This window comes from Nostoc sp. JL23 (assembly GCF_017115065.1).
Lineage (GTDB): Bacteria > Cyanobacteriota > Cyanobacteriia > Cyanobacteriales > Nostocaceae > Nostoc > Nostoc punctiforme_A.
The window spans coordinates 64,163-81,387 of the sequence record NZ_JABXKN010000042.1 but is presented as its reverse complement, the minus strand read 5'-3'; the positions used below and the strand labels follow the sequence as shown (position 1 = coordinate 81,387).

Genomic DNA, 17,225 nt, shown 5'->3' with positions numbered 1-17,225 from the left:
TGGCTTAGTTATGTACGGGCTGATTACCGTGATTCACTAAGCAACGAATCGCACACTTCCTTTTCGTGTGACACGTCTGCTTTAGCGACTATCACACGAACATCTGCTGACTCCAATGTTTTTACCGCTTCCTTTGCTGCTGACGAGTCAGCACCACTACGACCCATCAGCACTAAGTGCCGCGCCCCCCCTTTCACCAACCACTGAGCCACTGCTAAACCAAACCCACCTAGTCCACCAGTAATTAAGTAAGTTGCGTCAGCGTGAAAAGTGACTGTTGCTTGAGATAAGGAAGCTACCTTTACATCTGGCTCTTGCAACGATATGACAATCTTGCCGATGTGCTTGGCTTGCGCCATGTAGCGGAAGGCGCTTACTACCCTCGATATTGGGAAGACTCTGTGGGGAAGGGGGTGAAAGGTTTTTGCCTCAAAATATTCCATGACTTCACGGAATAAAGAGCCAGCAAAATCAGGGCGATCGCTTAACAGCTTGTCCAAATCTACCGCAAAGAAGGACAAATTATTTTGAAAAGGTCGCAGACCCAGCTTATTGTTCTGCTCGATATCGCGCTTCCCGATTTCTATAAAACGTCCATAAGCTCCCAGCACAGAGAGGCTCTTAGGGATAGCCTCACCTGCCAAAGAGTTGAGGACAATATCTACACCTTTACCGCCAGTGATTTCCATCACCTCCGAGGCAAATGCGGTGGAGCGAGAATCCATTACATGTTCTACGCCAAGCGATCGCAAAAACTCCCGTTTTTCTGGACTACCTGCCGTCGCAAAAATCTCTGCACCCACTGTCTGGGCAATTTGGATGGCAGCAAGACCCACACCACCTGCTGCTGCATGGATGAGAACCCGCTCACCCTGACGCAGCCTTCCCAAATAGTGCAAGGCGTAGTAAGCAGTCAGAAAAATCACAGGGATTGTGGCGGCTTCTTCAAAACTAAGATGCGCCGGCTTATGCACTACAGCGCGGGCATCTGTCGTTGTATGCGTACTAAAGCTGTGAGACGCACAAGCAATAACTTCATCACCGATCTTAAACCCTTCAACGCCAGAGCCTATGGCGGTAATGATTCCGGCACATTCTATACCAAGCGTTCGCCCGGAGAAAGTCCCCTCCAAACTAGCATCATTTAACAAATTTATTGTCTTAGCAACATCCTTGAAGTTCAAACCTGTGGCGCAAACCTGAATTTCCACCTCTCCCGTCCCCGGTTTTGAGAGCGCCATCGCCCGCAGTTGCAAGTTATCTAACACTCCTGGTGCAGAGATTTCCAAACGGAAGGGTTCTCGATTTTGTGCCAGAGATTTTGATTTTTGAATCAAATCTGCTGGCGATAACCGTATTAACCGATTTACATAGCGCTGCTTACCCCGCAAGGCGATTTCATCTTCTTTATCGTCTGCCAGCAACTCTTCTATGAGAGACTGAATCTCCTCTGGGGCAATGGCAGGACTCAAATCCACGCGAGTGCAGCGAAGATTGGGATGTTCATTGTTAATGACTCGGCCCAAACCCCACAAAGGAGATTGGGCAACCGAGAGAGATTTTACACCTCCTACTGTCTGGGTAGAGTTCGTCACCAAAAATAGACGCAGAGAATCCGGCCAATTGACTTTAGCCAACGCCCCAAGCAAATGCAGCACGCCCAAACAGCTGTTTGTTAAAGTTGATTCTAGGGTAGCTGCTGTCATTTTCTCACTTGGAGGTGTGTCTAGACTCCACAGATAAACTACGCCACGACAGGCGGGCTGATTTGCATCAACAGCTTTTAGGAGTTGCTGCATATCTTCTGCATGTTCCGGGCGAATTTGGAAGCTATCTGCATCAAGGCGCCAGAAAACAGTTCCAGGTTCTATCAGATCCTTGGACGCGATGGTCATCAAGATAACTGAGGCGATGCTTGTCAATCTCTGCATCCCACATCGGTTGACTTGATTTCAGACGGCTTCCTAAAAGGGGGTGGACTTGTTGCCCCAACATTGAGCGCTGGGGGATTGTTCCAATTCGCACTGCCATAGATTCTTCAGACTCTTGCCAACAACGCTCTCGCTGCCAGGGATAAGAAGACAAACGCACGAAACGCCCTTGCTGTGGATAGAGATGATGCCAATCAATTGGGTATCCCAAGGTGTAGAGCTTGCCAAATGACGAGAGCATCGTAGCGCGTTCCGGTTCAAAGCGCCGCAGGGTTTGAAGCACTGTTCCAGATATCTTAGCGAAAGCGAGACATTCGGAGATTGAATTAGCGAGAACTGGATGAGCGCTGATTTCGAGGAAGGTGTTATAACCAGCTTGAATAAGGGAAGAGATCGCCGCTGCAAAAAGAACCGGCTCCCTTATGTTTAGCCCCCAGTAAGTACCATCCAACTCTGAACCTTCTACTTGCTTGCTCGTAACGGTAGAGAACAAGGGAATTGTGGCTGTTTGAGGCTTGATTTCTTGCAATGATTGTGCCAGTTCTGCCTTTAATGGCTCCATAAAGGGGCTGTGATAAGGCACCTCAACTTGCAGGAAGCGACAGAAAATTTGTTTTTGTTCCAAAGATTTGGCAATTTCTGACAAGGCGGCGCTATCCCCAGCCAGGGTGACGGCACTGAGACTGTTAACGGCTGCAATAGAAACGCAACTTTCGTATTTTAATCCTGCTAATACGCGCTCGGCTTCCTCTTGAGACAGCCCGACGGCTAGCATTTTCCCAAAGCCCGCTGCCGAGGCTTGAACGCGGCTGCGATGGAAGATGACCTGTAGAGCATCTGACAAGCTCAAAGCTCCGGCAACGTGGGCGGCTGCAACTTCACCAACACTGTGACCTATGATCGCTTGGGGCGTAATCCCCCAGGAACGCCACAAGGCAGCTAGAGCGATTTGCACGGCAAAGATGGCACACTGAGCGATTTGGGTAGAGTTGATACGGCTCGTCTCTTCTGATGCTCTCAGTTCTGACAACAATGACCAATCAGCATATTGCCGCAGCAACTCGTCACACTGTTCGATGACTTCTCGGAATATGGGTTCTGACTCCAACAACTGACGCCCCATCGCCCACCATTGCGGTCCCATGCCAGAAAAAACGAAAGCTAGCTTGGGTTGAAAGTCTGGAACTAGGTGACCAGAAGACAGACTTGGACGGTTTTCTCCCGCCAGAAATGCTTCCAGATTTTCTACCAGATTTTCTTTGGTATGAGCCACTAGCGCCAACCTATGGTCGTGATGACCTCGGCGATTGCTGGCAGTGTGGCAGATGTCTGTCAATGAAACATCAGCGCCCTCAGAAAGAGTAGTTAAAAACTTATGGGTTGCTCGCGCAACAGCCACAAGTGCGTTCGGACTCTTTGCCGATAGGGGCAATAGCACGGGAAGAGAACCGCGCTCTGAATCGCCTATATCCGTTACATCCGTTGCTAATCCTGACAAAAGCACATGGGCATTCGTTCCCCCAAATCCGAAGGAATTTACACCAGCTAGTCGCGCTTCTTTTGAGTTTGGCCAAGGCTCAAGGGTAGTAGGCACCCGCAACCCCAATTCCTCAAAAGGAATTTTGGGATTCGGTGTCTGAAAATGGAGATTTGGCGGAATCTGGCGGTGCTTGAGAGCCAGTGCGACTTTGATGAGTCCAGCAATTCCTGATGCTGTTTCCAAATGTCCAATATTGGTTTTAACTGAACCAACTGTGCAGTACTCTCCCAGAGTCCGATTTTTACCCAGTACGTTTCCCAGAGCGATCGCTTCTATCGGATCGCCTACAGGTGTACCAGTGCCGTGAGCCTCAATATACTGTATCTGCTGTGGTAATATCCCTGCATTCTGGCAGGCTTCCTGGAGTGCTGCTTCTTGAGACTGTCCGTTAGGAACCGTGATCCCATTGGTTTGACCATCTTGGTTGACTGCGCTGCTGATACTGACAGCATAAATCGGGTCTCTATCTGCTATGGCTTGAGATAAAGGCTTCAAGACAACAATACCGGCTCCTTCAGCGCGGACATAACCATTGGCTCGTGCATCAAAGGTAAAGCAACGCCCATCGGGAGAGAGCATTGATGCCTTAGAAAATCCTATGGTTGCTTCTGGTCTGAGTATCGCATTCACGCCTCCTGCTATTGCCAGCACAGACTCTCCATACCAGATACTTTGACACGCAAGATGAACTGCAACCAGCGATGAAGAGCAGGCTGTGTCAACAGTCATACTTGGCCCTTTGAGGTCAAATACGTAGGAAATGCGGTTAGCTGTGACACAGTTAACACCGCCCAAATTTGTGTAAGCGTTAATGGAGTCGCGATCGCTCCCTTGGATGTTTTGGTAATCGCTACCTGATATTCCAATAAACACCCCTGTCTTGGAGTCAGCAAGGCGTTCGCTCATCTGCCCCCCATCTTCTAGCGCTTCCCAGGCTACCTCTAGCATCACTCGTTGCTGTGGGTCTATGCGTGAGGCTTCTCGGGGAGAAATCCCGAAAAATTGAGCATCAAAAAAGTCTATTTTATCTACAAAGCCGCCCCAGCGGGTTCGCATTTTGCCTGGTTTTGTTATATCTGGGTCGTAAAATTTATTTACATTCCAGCGTGACTCTGGCACTTCGGTAATAGCATCTATGCCCGAAACCAGCAGTTTCCAGAAAGCTTCTGGGCTATTAGCACTGCCTGGAAAACGGCAGCCTATACCGATAATGGCTATAGATTCTGCTATCTTACCACTGTCTGCACTTTCAAAGTCGGTAGTTTCTTTTGAAGTTTGCGGCTTAAGATATGGCACATTCTGAGTCATATCTGAGTCATAATAGATTTATTCTTAAAAGAATAATTTCATTCTGGCGTTGCATAATTAAGTGATGAACTGTCCTCATTGTGCATCTCACCCATATTCGTAAGAACGGGCATCGACGTGATAAACAAATTTATATTTGCGTGTTATGCGAACGCCAATTTACAAAATCACATTCAAAACGAAGTTATTCAGATAAAATTAAGAAACAATGTTTGACAATGTACTTTATTAATAGATATCATTGTTGCTGTTTCCACTAAATTAATGCTGTGATTTGTTTTAAAAATATGCAATGACAGTTAAGAAAATAAATTTAGACAGTTAAAAAAACTACTTAATTATTTTGTTGAGCAGCCCACAATATATCTTCTCAATTAAGTTAATTCACAGTTTCACATCTGCAATTGCGAATTAGGAAAAAGCAAATTGGATATGACTTATATAATTTGATATTCATTATCTAATAAGCATCAATTTACAGCTTATCAACAAGATAATCAAGGGTTAGTACAAAAGATCCTACTAAACCCACTTTTCCTATTTTACCGAATAAGCAATACTATAGCTAAGTATACAATTATTCACTTGTTGCCACTCCTCCCAATCAACCAACACCCCATCCACACAAGCAATTCTCCACTGCGGAAACTTCGCCAGCAATTTCTTGATCACAATCTGCTTTCGCCGGATCATCATTCCAACACTCCTGCAAAAAGTCAAAACCCGGTCGCTCTAGTTCCTGTTTATGGCGTTCTTCGAGTGCTGCGTAGGCGTAGCCCGTCGTAGACATCGCCTCAGAATATTGTTTTGGGTAAGTCCGCCCACTCGATTCGGACACAATTGCGTCATTTAAATCAGCCAAATCAGCATTGTTTACCAGCAGCCTCTCACCATCGCTGAAAGTAACAATCTGCTGATAGTTATTTGGTGCATCTGCCTCAATTACTCCCGAATCTCCATAACGAGGATGCGAAAGGGGAGAAACAGTGACAGAATTACACAATTGCGTTTTGACTTTTTCTTGTTTTGTGTTAGTGGTTCTAGTAGGCGACGTATTTTTTGGAACAACCTTCTGAACTGCTTTAGCAAAATCGGCGGCAGTGGGGAAGGGTTTTTCTTGGGACGCGATCGCAAACAAAGCATGATTTGTAAAAAGTTGAAACGAGCTATTTGCCTTAATACATAAAATTGTTCATTTGTATAGTTACAAGCTCTATTATTAATATAATTTCACGTTACTCAATAGTAATCTCTACCACCAGATAGATAAAAATCTCTTAATATGAAGCGAATATCTTTTAAAATACTATACAATATCTTCTTTTTTATAAAGTTCTTGAAAGTTCTTGTCTTATGCATATTCAGATCAAAGTCGTTAAGGACTGTTACGAAAATAGAAATATTGCATAAAAGCTGGAGGAAATCTCGACATCTGGTTGTTGGACAAAAATCAAATAGCTAAATTGTCTGTTTTTAAAGAATTAGGATTTACGCACTGTACAAATGAATCATCTTGTATATTAACGTAAATAGGTTGTTTCAGGCTTTTACAAAGCATCCTTTGTTAATTGCGATCGCAAAAAGATAATTGAAAAATCTAGCTAAAAGCCTTGAAAGGCATATCTGTCATTTAGGCTTTTCTGTCAATGCGTAAGTCCTAAGAATGTAAAAACAGTTATAAAATCCTGTTAGAACAGAATTTCGTGACTGTTATGATCCAATAGTTGGTTTTTGGCATTTTGTAACCATAAGTACCTAGATTTTCACAACACGATATTCAAGATTTTCCTGATATCTCTGATTGATGTCAGGTTGACGTAAATCATTGGACTTGTAAAAACAATGCACAAAACAAAATCTTCAAAGACTGACTCATCTATCTATTCCAATTCCTTAGCGCTAAATTCATCTCCACAATTAGCGCATAGACCATTTGGTAGCGAAATCCAAAAAGCATCAGTTGCAGCTAAAACACCGACTGATATAGAGAATGAAGGCTTTGCAGAACAACAGATGGAAGCAACTGGACTTTCCATACAAGCGGAGTCTGGCTCGATTACGTCCGAAGGACAGGAGCGCCTAACTGTATTACAAGCCAAGATGAAGGGATTATTGAATTCTCGACTTGAACATGCAACCCGATTTGGTCATAATATTGCTAATATTCCACTGAGAAAGCAAGATACACCAATACAAGCAAAGCTGACAATTGGCCAGCCAGGGGACAAGTATGAGCAAGAAGCAGACGAAACCGCACGCCAAGTAGTCCAACGGATTCATCAGCAATCAAACCAGCAAGTTCAGCGAGAAACTGTAACTGAAGAAGAGGAATTGCAAACTAAGCCAGTAGAAAATATTCAGCATCAGGAATTGCCTGAAGATGAAGAATTACAGATGAAGCCGATGGTGCAGAGTGTGGCTGATGGTGGCATGGCTGCATCATCTGACGTGGAAGCCGGGATACAAAGTGCAAGAGGTGGTGGACAGTCATTAGCCTATAGTATCAGAGAACCGATGGAGCAGGCGTTTGGGGCTGACTTTAGCGGCGTGCGTGTCCATACGGATTCTCAGGCGGATCAGTTGAACCAGTCGATACAGGCGAAGGCATTTACTACGGGGCAAGATGTGTTCTTTCGGCAGGGGGCGTATCAGCCGGGAAGCCGTGGAGGGCAGGAGTTGTTGGCACATGAGCTTACACACGTTGTGCAGCAAGGTGGAGGGAACGGGATACAACCGTTATTAGACAAAGATGCGAATAGACCCATCGAAGAGGCTATACAGCAGAAAGAGGTTGCACAACCGAAGTTATTACATGAGGCTCGAAGCAAGCCCACTGCCGCGCAAAATCTTAAACTCGCACCCTCTGCTGCCAGCTATTTTGCCCCAGTTATCCAGAGGGAGATTTTGATTGGCGATACAAGATACAAACCTTATAACGAGCAACTGCTCGGCGACATCTATAACCTCGCGAGACCCTATATCAATCAATGGGGTAAGATGGACGAAATTTTTCAGCGAAATTCAAAGAGTGCAACCAGAATCGCAAAGAACAATTACCTTGACCAGGACGGAGAAAGTGTTAACGGGTTGAGGAATGATATGAGGGCAATGCTGCGGAAATACAATGGAATCAAAGCGTTCGACAATAACCAAGATTTAGCCAGGCAGGTTGTGCAGGACGTAAAGTTAAGGTTGCTGGGCATGGAAAATGTCATCGGGGTAGATCATCAGGACGGGCAATTCTCAGAAGCTAACGATGAGCCAACTGTGGGGAGGACTGGTAAGACCAAGACTCTGCGTATTTACCGCACTATGAGCGCGGCTAACTGGAACAACTATACTCAGAGCAATGACCTTGGCAATATTCTCTATGGCCATGGTGGATCACTGGGGCAAGCCATGCACTATTTTGCAATGTCCAAGCGTGACGCAAAAGACGATGTATTGGTTGAATTCGAGTTCTCCAATAAGGCACAGAACCTGATAAACTATACCCAGATTAGCCGAGGGGGTGAAGGCGGAGCCCCAAGAGACAATAAGCTGACCGGAAAGAGTGAGCAGAACGACATAATGGGATTAGACCAGTCTATATTCAGCGTAAATCTCCATAAAAGCAAGGACCTCATTAAACAATTAAATCCCCAGGTGAAGCTGATTGACCGTGCAAGCTAACACCTATATCTGTGATCAGTCGCAGAAGCATAACTAAAGCGTTTGATTTAGCTTGACAATTGGCTCTAAAGCGAATTTTTTAATCACAATTTGCTTTCGCCGGATCATCACGCCAACACTCCTGCAAAAAGTCAAAACCCGGATTTTCGCCCGAATTCGCCGCTCGATTCAGTTTTTTCCTTCTTACAGGTCGCAGATTTGACCACGCAACTATCGCCTCATGCGACCATTTTTCAGGATTTGGTACAAGTGCGGCGGAACTGTCACCCTCATGATCTGCTTTGACTTCTATACCCGAAACCGAGTTTCCAGCCAACAAGGTTCGCGTAGCGTCTCTTAGAGAAGCTGAATTTCCCTGTTCTAGAAGCTCTGGTGTTTGATGAGCGATCGCTTTTGGTCACAAGCCTACTTCAGCCGTTCATTGAATCATTCAAGTTGCCATAATTTAACTATTCCACCGTCTGCTGCGGTTGCAAACATTTTGCCATCGGGACTAAAAGCAACTTTTCTAACAATACCTCTGCCAATTTACGAGGGTTCAACGCCCGTAGAAACGGGATGAATACGACCTAAAGACGTAAGCTTGGCAAAAATCTGGGTTAATAAAATAGGCTCAGGGGTTTCAGGAAGCATTTTTAATATTTCACGTTTTATCTCTGGGGGTGGTAATGGGCTACTTTTTTCTATATCACTCTTTATCACCTGTTCAATCTGAATCGGAAATGAGTGTCTTTGTTCGATACTTACTAGGGATAAAGTAATATTGATAGTCCTGATATTGGTTTACTTACTAGGCTGGAAAAGAACCTATCTAATCCATAAGTCTGTTTACCTGATTTACTGACTACAACTTCATCTCCTGCAAGTAAATATACCTCATTTGCACTAAACAAATGCTTGCGGAAAAATAGCCAAAATAACGTCGCCCAAGGTATTACTGTATGAAAAAACCTCAATATTGTCCGATAACTGCCACCAATCCCTGCCCAACGTGATATTCAAGGGCATCGTGACTCGACCGTTCATTACTAACATAGCCAAGATTATTTGGTTCAACTGCCGCATTGTTGTAGCGTTTATCTGCGGTAGCAGGCATTGTAAGAGTGATAGGATGTCGAACATGGGCGAATTGTAGTTTTTGAGTTGTCGTTTGGGAAGACAACAACTCTACTACAGAGCGCCCTCTCTCTTCATACTCTTGTTTTGGCGAAGGTATTGTAATTTAAGATGCTTTGCTATCATTTTATTAAATACTAGATTTATGGATTCTTATCAGGTTGAAACAGGTGCGCCTCTTCCTATAGAAATTGCTCAGATTGCCTCACCATTAACAACCCTCTCTCCAGCCTCAACACTCAACCCTCCTATTTCTAAAGATGCTATTCGCAGCAGTTTGAGAGCTTCCACTGTCGATGGTATTTTCGCAGCAGTTTTCTCTATTGGCACCGGCGGAATTTTACTAGGTAATTTTTTGGTGGAATTAGATGCCACTCCGATGGTATTTGGCATGGTGAGTTCTATCCCCATGTTGGTGAATCTCTTTCAGCCGATGGGTGCTTATTTGTCTGAACGCAGCACTAGCCGCTTTCAGTACTCCCTTCGCACTCATGGGATTGCTCGGCTACTGTGGTTGATTTTAGTAATTGGCATTGTTAGCTTTAGTTGGGGAGGGCTTAATTCCAACCAATTAGTGATATTGTCACTTTTTATTCTCGTATGCAGCCATCTTTTAGGAGGACTAGGAACTGCATCGTGGTTTAGTTGGATAGCAATGTTAGTGCCACGACGATTGCGAGGAAGATATTTCGGGTTACGAAATAGTATTGCTAATTTAACCGAATTGGTCAGTTTGCCAATAGCTGGTCTAGTTGTATCACATTGGTATGGGGGAACTATCCAAGGTTATGGGGTGATTTTGCTCTTAGGCATTATCTTTGGAATTGTGAGTTTGGGGTGTCAGTATTTCCAGGTAGATATAAATCCCCAATTACAAAATACTTATTATGCTAACTCATTTCAAACAAGTGAGATTAAGTCAGACTCGACACCAAATAAACCTGGTGAGATATCTGAAGCCATCTGTCTGCCGCAAATACCAACTCCCCAAAAGAAGATAGATACCAGTATTTGGAAAAACTCTAATTTTTTGGTGTTTCTGCTTTATTTCGGCTCATGGACGCTTGCTGTTAACCTGAGTGCCCCGTTTTTTAATCTCTACTTGTTAGATACGCTAAACCTGGATGTGAGTTGGGTAACTTTCTATAACAGCCTGCGTGCAGGGGCACACATGCTGATGCTCATTCTGTGGGGTAGATTATCAGATAAAATAGGCAATCGTCCGATTTTAATTTATAGTGGAATTCTAATTGCAATTATACCCTGGTTGTGGCTGAGGATTGGTTCTAGTCCTCTCGATCTCTGGCTGTGGTTGCCGCTATTACACATATTTATTGGGGGTAATTGGGGAGCAATTGACTTGTGCAGCAACAATCTTCAGATAGAGATTGCAACGGTAAAAAATCAGTCTATCTATTTTGCAACAGCAGCAGCTGTTGCGGGAGCAAGTGGTGCTTTAGGAGCAACTATAGGTGGCTTAATCGCTCAATTTGCTGGGTCTTTTGGCATAGCGGAAGTGTTCATTATATCTGGTATATTACGACTAGCATCACTTGTTCCACTCATTGTAAAAAAAGATTTGGGTAGTTAGGCTAAAATTTATTGGTTACGGATGTAAATAAACAATGTTACACTCAATCTCGATATTTATCTAACTACAGAAAGAATTTATAACTTATATCTCTACTCTATACTAGAAAAGCTTTGTAACATAGTGAAAAAGTTCATGTTAGTGAATCATGTTGTTTAAATCTGTTGTTACATAAGCTAATATGCATTTAATTTGCAGTCTGGTTATAATTCCTGTTTCAAGATGCAATCTGAATGCCAATTAGCTTATCTAATTCAAATAAGTTAAATTTCAAAATCTAAAAAAATTAGGATGCTTAAGGTAGACACATCAAAAATCAGTCTTCAGCAAATTGAAGCTTTTGAGCAAGACGGCGTTATCTGCGTCAAAAATGTTTTGGATGATATCTGGGTAGAACGGATACGAACAGCTGTTGACAGAAATGTATTAATTCCTGGCCCTCTGGAAGCTAAAGGCATCCCCAGACCAGCAGGACGTGTGGAGCATACCAGTAGCTTATGGCTCACTGATGCTGATTTCCGTGCTTTGGCTTTTGAATCTCCGCTAGCAAAGCTTGCTGCTCAAGTATTAAAATCAGAAAAACTAAACTTTTTGAGCGACGGTTTTTTTGTTAAAAAGCCGAAAGTAAACAGCCGTGTTGGATGGCACAATGACCTACCTTACTGGCCTATACAAGGTTGGCAGTGTTGTAAAATTTGGCTGGCTTTAGATAGCGCGAACCAAGAAAATGGTCGATTAGAGTATATAAAAGCTTCTCATCAATGGGGCAAAGAGTTACGTGAAGGAGCAAACCCTTCCTGGTTTGTAGAGCCAGAGCCTCACGAAATTTTGTCTTGGGATATGGAGCCTGGAGATTGCTTGGTTCATCATTTTCTCACAATTCATCATTCAGTAACTAACATATCTTCCACCCAACGCCGTGCAGTTGTAACGAATTGGACTGGTGATGATGTTACTTACTATCACCGCCCGAAAGCATGGCCTTTCAGACCTCTTGAAGAAATTGATCTCCCAGAATTTAATTCATTCAAAGCCAAAAAACCTGGTGAGCCAATAGACTGCGATATGTTTCCTAGAGTTGAAGTGCATCGTTAGTCCTAAATTTACAGGTGGTTGCTGCTATCTGTTTAGGATACGCTTATGAAAATTTTCCTCAACTTAGTAGCAACCATAGTTGGGATTTATTTAGCTGAGTTGCTCATAATTTTAAGTGAATATTAGGATGTAATCCTATCAAGTTCATCGAGAATATTGCTATCTGTATCAATGTCAAATTTCCGAGCAAAATGAGCAGATGATGCAATTAGATTAGGCAAATCTTCCATTACTAACACTTTTGGATGAGGTCCTCCATTTGACCAATCAATATATCGGCGACGGTCATTTTTTAGTTGAAGGTGAGGTGCATTAGCAAGTATAGTTTGAAAATATGACTCGTCTGTATACTTAAGATTACTGTAGTACAAAGTTAAAGCATTTTTCTGACTGTGGAAATTAATAATGTATTCGGCAGCTTTGCGATTGGTGCAAAACCATTGACTTCCACTGAAGCAAGCTAGTTTATTAGAAAAAGGAAGGAAAGCTTTTGTTAATAGTGGGTGTTCTAAGCGTATTTCTAGATTTAGTTGAGCAAAGTATTTTTTTGATAAATTAAAAGAAAATGACTTTGTACAATATCGTTGATAGGAATTTTTCAGCCATAACATATTTGGTGTTAAATCGTCTTTATAAATTTTATATGTGATTTGCTCATACTGAATATAAGCATCATAAGGGTTTGAGGCTAAATCGTCCAATATTTGCTTTGCAGTTTTAATGGGATAGTCTGCTCCACTTAGTAATACAACCCAATCCGGTGCATCTGGAACCTCACACATCACTTGTAGTGCCTGTACTGTAGCTTCTACTAAAGTAAAGTTCGCCCATTCTGTAAGTAAGGATGTACTAATAAGACGTTTTTTGTCAGAGTATCTACAGATAAATCACATTTTGAGAAATCATGATGACACACAATTAAAGGATAGTTGAACATCCTGTTTAACGTATTTATCAATCTGTAAATTTGTAGAGGTTTTGTATGAGTTAGTAAAATAAAACCTATTGAATTACTAGGATAATTAGACATATATAGGACTCCTGCAGACCCAACTAATTGAAGAATACGAAGTGCTGGCATGATTTATCTTTCTATCTACCGTTAAGATTTATACAGTGTTAAGCGAGTTATGATTTACCTCTGTGATTAGTAGAGGCTACAGCAGCTTTATATCTAAGAATCTTTACTAAAACTTACGCATTGACATGAAAGACCAAGTAGAGATAATTTGAAAAACCAGCTCCGTCGCAATACGATTCGGTTAAAGTTTTTTGATGAAAATTCTAAATTGTAGAGACGGCGATTCATCGCGTCTCTTGCTACAAGCATCATTACGAATTATTTTAATCCCCGCCTAATTCTACCAATTTACCAATATTGAAATCTATTTTCACCTATCCTTTGAGTTATTGGAGATTCTTCAGCAAAAGTAAGGGAATCTGCCAGTGATGCAAAGTTAAAAATGGCATAGGGTCATCAAGCTGATAAATAGCATCAGTTCCCCTTACCCATTGGCTTAGGCGATGTCAGACGGGCTACGCCTGCAATTGCTGTTTGAAGCTAGAATCCCCGCACTTATAGGGCGGGGAGTATGTCAATAGGATATTCAACCGTGTTTGCAATTGCTTCCAAGAACAGATACCAGTTAGTCGCCAGATTTCATGATATGTGAAGTAAGTGGGCTTGCTACTTGCTAGGGGTTCCAGAGGTGCATCTAGGGAAATTTTACCAAAATAGGCGTTTGCAACACCAGGGTGATTGTAGAACATTGTGATTGCTGAATGAGTGCGGGGATTGCATTCAATAGCTTAAGCTGTACCGTCTTCAGCTTGAATAAAATCGAAAGACACTTGTCCAGTCAGTTCCAAACTCTTGACGAAGTGTTGCACCCATTCACGGATTTGGGGATTTTCGACATTTTCATAATTAATCTGAAAGGCAGAAGAGTTTGAACAGCAATGCAATCTTAATTCTCCATCCCGCACTGTACTATGAGTGCATAATTCTTTGCCAGGAATAAACTCTTGCATAATCCAAGGTTTTTCTGGACTGATGGGTAAACTGTTGACAACAGCTGCTGTCTGTTCTGGAGTCTCGCAGGGAAGTTTAGTTAAATTTAAGCGCCGAACGCAGTCGTAATCAATACTTTTAAGTATATATTTGCGGGTTTCTTGACTAAAGTCAAAGTTAATAACTTGTTGAGGATCTGTGATTTTAAATGACTTGGGGACAGATAAGCCAAGCGATCGCGCCTGATCGGTGAAGGCAAATTTATCATCCAACATTTTGGTTATATCTGGATCAAAGTGGAAAACTTCGCAGTATTCCCCTGTAACTCAATTGCTTTACCAAGGTTAAAGGGCGTGCGGCGTTTATCAGTAATCAAGTCAGAGGGACTAGCTACACCAAATAGTGCAAATCCCAAGCGTTCAAAGTTTGAGTTATGTGGTCGGAGATTATAGCACTGACGAATCCAAGCAAAAAAGTCGTTAATTGGGAAACTTAAACTCAGCAGGCTATCAATCTCATCAATAAATATGAAAATACGTTTGGCTTTACCGTTTCGTAGAGAATCATTTTGGAGATTTGGTAGTAAAATATCTTCAACAAATATCTGTAGTTTTTGCACTGAGGAAATACCTGCTTGCATTTCCCACCAAGGCTGAAAGTCAATTTGTGACCTTAATTTTAAGCTATATAATAAGCTAATAATAATGCCTTTGTACCATTGATCTGGTGTAGTATTTTCAATACCCAAGCGAGTCATATCTAAGTAAACACAGCTATGCCCTTCTTCCTTAAGACGATAACTTGTGCGTTGTAGTAACGATGACTTGCCCATCTGACGAGAGTTGAAGACATAACAGAAATTGCCAGCTTTCAAGCTGGCGTAGAGTTGTTCATCTGCCTGACGGGTAACATATGTGAGGTCGTCACTGCGAAGACTACCCCCTACTTGATATCTCATATCTAAGTGTGATTATCAAATAAAGACATTAACATAATGACTAGTAATTTGTAGACAAATTATTGAAAGTAAGTATTGCAAGTTTTACAGCATAGTTTTATGTAACGGTACTTGATATTGAGTGCCTTACTGTCCCTCTATCAAACAATTGTACATAGTTGCTTGGCAAAATAGGCACGGTAAAGTTCGCAACGTGGTAAAACACGATCGCCTTCAAAGCAAATTAATCCCAAACTTTCAAGCTTATAAGCCTCAATAGGGTTAAGAGAAATATCCTCCTTTGCTGCCAAAATTTCAGCATAGGTCTTTGCTAATCTAGGATTTTCTTGCAGTTTCCTCCAGTGTCGCCATAAATGATCGCGGTAGATGCCGCCATTAGCCATCGCATCCTCTACTATTTCTTGCAGGGTCATTTCTTGAGAGCAAAGATAGTACAAACTAATCTGAATTAGTGCGGGATGTCCTCCTACTAGTGACATCAGCTTGGCAAAATCTTTAGCTTTAAACGAGTCTAAACTATACCGCCTAGCTAAATCTTCTACTTGTGGTTGAGTAAAATCGTTTAGACGAATAGGTAGACCAATATTAAAAGGAGAGAGGTTAATATCCATAGAGATATAGTCTTCGGTTGAGTAAACCATTACTAACCTCAGCTTTTGCCAGTTGGGATTGTGTCGTGCTTCCTCACACCATGACCTCAACAAAGCAAAAAACTCGTGACAAATGTGAGGATATTCAAAAAAACGGTCAACTTCATTCAACACTAAAACCATTGGGGTTTGACATTGTTCGAGCAAATAGTTTTCTAAATAGAAGCCGCTACTCAAGTTGTAGCCAATTTCTTCATTCCACTTTTCCTTAAGGTTTGGGTCTATACCTAACCCTGTTGCAATTTTCCAGCAAAGACGACGCAACAGTTTATTTAAATCAGTTAAACACTCATTATCGAATTGATAGCAATTCAAATTTACAGTCTGATACCCAAGTTTCTGTGCAAAGTCACAAAGCCGCAATACAAGGGAACTTTTACCCATTTGTTTGGGAGACCTAATCCGAACCACGCAGCCACTAGTAGTTATTTCTCGATAAACTTTTCTCTCTAGTGAAGGACGTTCAATATAAAAGTGAGAATTTAAAGGTACGGGACCATCCGGGTATGACCAAAGATTTTCTATCTGTTCAGTTTGTGTGTGATGTTCTTCGACAAATGAGGTTAATTCGGAACGTTGGGAGAAATCTTCTTCTATATTTATAATAGACAATAACTCAGATGTTTCAGTCTCATTTGCTTTGTTGACTATGGTGTAGTCTTCGCTATGTAATTCTAGATTAAAAGCGCTAAAGCAGATTTTTATAGTCTTTTGATCTACACTTTCACTTAAAGACCATAATTTACTCAAAGTTCTACTAGAAACATTAATGCGCGAGCTTATTTCTTCTAAACTCAAGTGTTCGCCTTTATTTTCTACTATCTCCACAGAAAGAATTGCTGATTGTAACCGTTTAATTCCTGTGGAAGTTAGTACAACTCCCCGTTTACGTTTATTTTTATACATTGCTGTTCCAGATATTTATGATAAATGAGTGTCACAAGCGATAATTTTTTCTATTTGCCTACTGAAACTGGAATTTAGCGTAGCAATTTTTGATACACTCTTATTTAATTTTTCCTACAATCCATTGGAACTCTAATCAACTAAGTTACATTATATTAGCTTGATAGTAAACACTGGCATCAATGATCTATTTATCCTACTTTTCCTACTTTTCCTACTTTTCCACTCGCTGTTTTGATGGTTATCTTGCAAAAACTGTCTAGAAAAATGAAGCCCTTGTATTTACTTGAATTTGTACAAATGTGATTAAATAATGTAATATCTTTAACTTGTATAATTTATGACTTTTTGTTGGGGTGTTGCAAAAATATTATCGCTTTAGTAGAACTTTAAATACTAAATATTAATAGTTGTGGAACTACCTACAATCACGACTTAGTTGAAAAA

General features: G+C 41.8%; 11 protein-coding genes and 3 pseudogenes. 4 read left to right on the top strand and 10 right to left on the bottom strand.

The features are described 5' to 3' along the window. Nucleotides 1-23 precede the first annotated feature (23 nt). Together HWQ42_RS08965 and HWQ42_RS08960 are read right to left on the bottom strand one after the other, a co-directional pair. Nucleotides 24-1,895 carry an SDR family NAD(P)-dependent oxidoreductase gene (locus HWQ42_RS08965; protein WP_292811101.1) on the bottom strand — a complete coding sequence of 624 codons (1,872 nt, stop codon included), beginning with the start codon at nt 1,893-1,895 and terminating at the stop codon, nt 24-26. Continuing rightward, nucleotides 1,840-4,779 carry a type I polyketide synthase gene (locus tag HWQ42_RS08960; RefSeq protein WP_292811099.1) on the bottom strand — a complete coding sequence of 980 codons (2,940 nt, stop codon included), beginning with the start codon at nt 4,777-4,779 and terminating at the stop codon, nt 1,840-1,842. Before HWQ42_RS08960 ends, HWQ42_RS08965 begins: the two co-directional genes overlap by 56 nt. 64 nt (nt 4,780-4,843) lie before the next feature. Between HWQ42_RS08960 and HWQ42_RS08955 the strand changes: the two are divergent. Then, nucleotides 4,844-5,003, top strand: a pseudogene (locus HWQ42_RS08955) (IS1 family transposase); the annotation flags it as partial. 380 nt (nt 5,004-5,383) lie between these two features. Here HWQ42_RS08955 and HWQ42_RS08950 read toward each other — a convergent pair. Continuing rightward, a complete protein-coding gene (locus tag HWQ42_RS08950; RefSeq protein WP_292811097.1) occupies nt 5,384-5,917 on the bottom strand; it encodes a hypothetical protein in 534 nt (177 codons plus the stop codon). A 704-nt stretch (nt 5,918-6,621) separates the two neighbouring features. Here HWQ42_RS08950 and HWQ42_RS08945 point away from each other — a divergent pair. Beyond that, complete coding sequence (locus HWQ42_RS08945; RefSeq protein ID WP_292811095.1) at nt 6,622-8,451, top strand: DUF4157 domain-containing protein; 1,830 nt, start codon at nt 6,622-6,624, stop codon at nt 8,449-8,451. Nucleotides 8,452-8,530: 79 nt separating this feature from the next. Here HWQ42_RS08945 and HWQ42_RS08940 read toward each other — a convergent pair whose 3' ends face one another. The 3 genes and pseudogenes from HWQ42_RS08940 to HWQ42_RS08935 all read right to left on the bottom strand — a co-directional run. Continuing rightward, on the bottom strand, nt 8,531-8,767 hold the full coding sequence (locus tag HWQ42_RS08940) for a hypothetical protein (protein ID WP_292811092.1): 237 nt from the start codon (nt 8,765-8,767) through the stop codon (nt 8,531-8,533). Between the two features lie 110 nt (nt 8,768-8,877). Next, a complete protein-coding gene (locus tag HWQ42_RS35480) occupies nt 8,878-8,967 on the bottom strand; it encodes a hypothetical protein (RefSeq protein ID WP_367119044.1) in 90 nt (29 codons plus the stop codon). A 126-nt stretch (nt 8,968-9,093) separates the two neighbouring features. After that, nucleotides 9,094-9,573: pseudogene (locus HWQ42_RS08935) on the bottom strand (transposase); the annotation flags it as partial. Nucleotides 9,574-9,712: 139 nt separating this feature from the next. On the opposite strand from HWQ42_RS08935, the gene HWQ42_RS08930 reads away from it, so the two are divergent. Both HWQ42_RS08930 and HWQ42_RS08925 read left to right on the top strand, forming a co-directional pair. Beyond that, on the top strand, nt 9,713-11,158 hold the full coding sequence (locus HWQ42_RS08930) for an MFS transporter (RefSeq protein WP_292811090.1): 1,446 nt from the start codon (nt 9,713-9,715) through the stop codon (nt 11,156-11,158). 291 nt (nt 11,159-11,449) lie between these two features. After that, complete coding sequence (locus HWQ42_RS08925; protein WP_292811088.1) at nt 11,450-12,253, top strand: phytanoyl-CoA dioxygenase family protein; 804 nt, start codon at nt 11,450-11,452, stop codon at nt 12,251-12,253. A 122-nt stretch (nt 12,254-12,375) separates the two neighbouring features. Here the strand turns inward: HWQ42_RS08925 and HWQ42_RS08920 are convergent, their stop codons facing one another. The 4 genes and pseudogenes from HWQ42_RS08920 to HWQ42_RS08905 form a co-directional block, all read right to left on the bottom strand. After that, a complete protein-coding gene (locus HWQ42_RS08920) occupies nt 12,376-13,107 on the bottom strand; it encodes a beta-1,6-N-acetylglucosaminyltransferase (RefSeq protein ID WP_292811108.1) in 732 nt (243 codons plus the stop codon). Between the two features lie 541 nt (nt 13,108-13,648). Beyond that, nucleotides 13,649-14,581 (bottom strand): annotated as a pseudogene (locus HWQ42_RS08915) (ATP-grasp domain-containing protein); the annotation flags it as partial. Then, nucleotides 14,545-15,222, bottom strand: coding sequence for an AAA-like domain-containing protein (locus tag HWQ42_RS08910; protein ID WP_292811086.1), 678 nt, complete (start codon nt 15,220-15,222; stop codon nt 14,545-14,547). The gene HWQ42_RS08910 and the pseudogene HWQ42_RS08915, both read right to left, overlap by 37 nt. A 140-nt stretch (nt 15,223-15,362) precedes the next feature. Next, the gene (locus HWQ42_RS08905) at nt 15,363-16,778 is read right to left on the bottom strand and encodes an AAA-like domain-containing protein (RefSeq protein ID WP_292811083.1); all 1,416 of its coding nucleotides are present in this window, start codon (nt 16,776-16,778) and stop codon (nt 15,363-15,365) included. Between the last annotated feature and the right edge of the window lie 447 nt (nt 16,779-17,225).